The organism is Synechococcus sp. R55.2 (assembly GCF_047462075.1).
Lineage (GTDB): Bacteria > Cyanobacteriota > Cyanobacteriia > Thermostichales > Thermostichaceae > Thermostichus.
Genome location: NZ_JANSIH010000369.1, coordinates 1 through 3265 on the forward strand (window position 1 = coordinate 1; position 3265 = coordinate 3265).

Here is a 3265-nt window from a genome sequence, read left to right on the forward strand (position 1 = left end):
TCGCTGCATAGTTGAACAGTGATGTTCAGCAGTGTTCAGCGTAAATGTATCAGCACAGAGTCCCCTACTGGGAAATACTCAGGGCAGAACTCCGTCCTGCTCTCGGGGTTCTCCATAGCACCAGTGCGAACGGCCAGCCTAGGCAGAGACCGGATGATCCCCTTCAATGGCCCGCACTTGCTCCACAAAGAATTCTTCTAGGGATTGCCGTTGCCAATGCAAGTCGGTGACCAGTGCCCCCGCTTGGTTCAAAAGGCTCAGCAACTCCGGTAGGGATCCACTCCATTCCCCCGACCAATGGGATCCCTGAATCGAGAAGTGCTCTAGGCGGTCGCGGAACTGTTCGACGGCGCCACCGTGCCCCTGTACCCGATAGCTTTTGCTCTCTCCCAGCAAGTCATCCAAAGTTCCCTGATGCACCAATTTGCCGCCGATGATCAGGCCGACTCGGTTGCAGATAACTTCCACATCCGCCAGGATATGGCTGTTGAAAAACACCGTTTTGCCCTGCTGCTTGAGGGACAGAATGATCTCGCGCATTTGATAGCGGCCCATGGGATCCAGTCCCGACATCGGCTCATCCAGAAACACCAGCTCTGGGTCGTTGATCAGCGCTTGGGCCATGCCAGTGCGCTGCAGCATGCCCTTGGAGTAGGTGCGCAGTTGTTTTTTGCGGGCCGTATCTATAGAAAGCCCCACCAGCTCCAGCAGTTGCGGGATCCGCTCCTTCAACAGGCTATTGGGCAGACCAAACACCTTGCCGGCAAACTGGAGAAACTCCCATGCCGTCAAGTAATCGTAAAAATAGGGGTTCTCCGGCAAATATCCCACCTGTTGCTTGATGGAGCGATCCCCCAGGGGTTTGCCCAGCAAAGTGCCGCTGCCGCGGGTGGGCTCCACAATGCCCAGTAGGCATTTGATGGTGGTGGTTTTCCCGGCCCCGTTGGGCCCCAGCAGCCCAAAGGTTTCTCCGCGGGCCACAGTCAGAGAAAAATCTTTGAGGGGGCTGACCACCTTGTTCAGCCAAAATCCTGTGCGATAGGTTTTGGTCAGGCCGGTGATGGCAATGACCGGCTCTGGTGCCGCGAACGCTTCTGCTGGGGAAGTGGGGGTCTCGCTCATGGACTCGCTCGTAGGTATGTTGGAGTTGAGGGAGAAAAAGGTGCCGCGAACACCGAGTTAAGGAGCACACAGTCCGCCAGGCGATAGGCTACCCAGCCTAACCTTTAGTTTACCCACAGGCTTTGTCCCAGCCTAGGCTTGCCGCAGCACTTCCGGTAGAGGAAAGGGGCCAGAGCAAACATACTCCGCGTAGGTATCCGCTTCATTCGCAACAGCGGTGCGGTTCCTTTGCCGTAGGCACAGCACTTTGCTCTGACCTCCCTTCAGTAGCATTCTCATCATCTGGGATGATTCTGGGATGATGATTTCCATCGCGTTGGCGGTGCGGAGCAAGAAAATTGAATCCAGAGGTTTTGTGCCTCTGGCCTCTGGGATCCCAGCCGGTGGTGATCATCGGCAACAGCGTTGCAGAGCAATAAGAAAGGAGTGTTTCTTGCTGGATAAGGTGCTTAGGCAGTGGAAGGAGCGGCTGTTGGCTCCAGTGCTGCAAACCCCTCTCCAACAGGTGCATCCCCTAGCCATTACCCTGTCGGGGTTTGCCATGGGCCTGGCCTCTGGGACAGCGGCAGCTTACGGGGCCTACGGGTGGGGGCTGGGCCTGTGGTTGCTGAACCGGTTTATGGACGGGCTGGACGGCACGTTGGCTCGTCTGCAGGGACGGCAAAGCGATCTGGGGGGCTACCTGGATATGCTGCTGGATGTGGTGGTCTACGCGGTCGTTCCCCTGGGGCTGGCCTTTCACCAGGGATCCCTGCTGGGCTATGCTTCTCTGGCTCTGATGCTGGCCAGCTTTTACATCAACCTTTGCTCCTGGATGTATTTGGCAGGGCTGTTGGAAAAACGGCGTTCGCGACAGCGTTGCGGGTCAATGAGGACAGATGGTTCCGGCGGGGCGGGATCCCTGGATGAACTGACCAGCTTAAGTATGCCGTCGGGGCTTATCGAGGGCAGCGAAACCATCTTTTTCTACGGCTTGTTTTTCCTTTTCCCGGAGTACATGGTGGGCTTGTTTGGGCTGATGGCAATTCTGGTGCTCTTCAGTGCTGTGCAGCGGTTGGTTTGGGCGCTGGGATCGCTTTCTGCTTCAAGGTGAGCCCGGAAAGGGTCTGTTACTATGGCTCCGTCCGGCTGGCGCGAGTTGGGTTACAAGGGTTCCCCATCAGATTTCACCGGGCGAGAGGATCCAAAATAAAAAAGCCATGGAGATCTGTTGCCATGACCTCCACCCTCAACCAACGCATTCGCCACTTCTACGATGCCTCCTCCGGCCTCTGGGAGCGGGTGTGGGGGGAGCACATGCACCATGGCTATTACGAGCCGGGCCAAACCGGTAAGGATCGCCGCCAAGCTCAGATTGACTTGATTGATAGGGTTATCCAGTGGGGCCAGATCGGGGATCCCTGCCCTCCCCAGCACATTCTTGATCTTGGCTGTGGCATTGGGGGAAGCAGCTTGGAGTTAGCCCGGCGCTTTGGGGCACAGGTTACGGGCATTACCCTCAGCCCCGTCCAAGCCAAGCGGGCTACGGAGCGCGCCCAAGAGGCCGGCCTGAGCAACAAGGTGCGATTTCAGGTGGCCGATGCCCTGGAGATGCCCTTTGCAGACAACACCTTTGATCTGGTGTGGTCTCTGGAAAGCGGCGAGCACATGCCGGATAAGCGGCAGTTTCTGGCCGAGGGCTGGCGGGTCTTGCAACCGGGCGGGCAGGTGATGGTGGTAACCTGGTGCCACCGCGAGGGATCCCTGAGCCAGCAGGATCAACAGCTTTTGCAGAAAATCTACGAGGTGTACTGCCTGCCCTATGTGATCAGCCTCTCCAGCTACGAGGCTCTGGCCCAACAGGTGGGCTTTGAGCAGGTGCGCAGCGCCGACTGGTCGGAGCGAGTGGCCCCTTTCTGGGATGAGGTGATCGCTTCTGCCCGCGACTGGCGCTGGATCTGGGCTTTGCTGCGCAGCGGCTGGGTTACCGTTCGCGGGGCGCTGGGGCTGGGCCTGATGCGTCAGGCTTATGCCACCGGCTTGCTCCGCTTTGGCCTCTTGACTGGGTTCAAACCCAAAAGCTAGCCCACCGCAGGGATCCCTTGCTCCCCTTTGGGAGAAGGGGCGCTTGGGAAAATGGGCTCAAAAGTCCGGCTGAGGTGGC

General features: G+C 58.2%; 3 protein-coding genes. 2 read left to right on the forward strand and 1 reads right to left on the reverse strand.

Annotated elements, in window-relative coordinates; translation table 11 throughout:
* Positions 1 to 138: 138 nt before the first annotated feature.
* On the reverse strand, positions 139 to 1122 hold the full coding sequence (locus NW838_RS11750) for an ABC transporter ATP-binding protein (RefSeq protein ID WP_414344385.1): 984 nt from the start codon (positions 1120 to 1122) through the stop codon (positions 139 to 141).
* 298 nt (positions 1123 to 1420) lie between these two features.
* On the opposite strand from NW838_RS11750, the gene NW838_RS11755 reads away from it, so the two are divergent.
* The gene (locus NW838_RS11755) at positions 1421 to 2215 is read left to right on the forward strand and encodes a CDP-alcohol phosphatidyltransferase family protein (protein WP_414358314.1); all 795 of its coding nucleotides are present in this window, start codon (positions 1421 to 1423) and stop codon (positions 2213 to 2215) included.
* Between the two features lie 122 nt (positions 2216 to 2337).
* Positions 2338 to 3186: a methyltransferase domain-containing protein gene (locus NW838_RS11760; protein WP_414358312.1), complete on the forward strand. Its 849-nt coding sequence runs from the start codon at positions 2338 to 2340 to the stop codon at positions 3184 to 3186.
* Positions 3187 to 3265 lie beyond the last annotated feature (79 nt).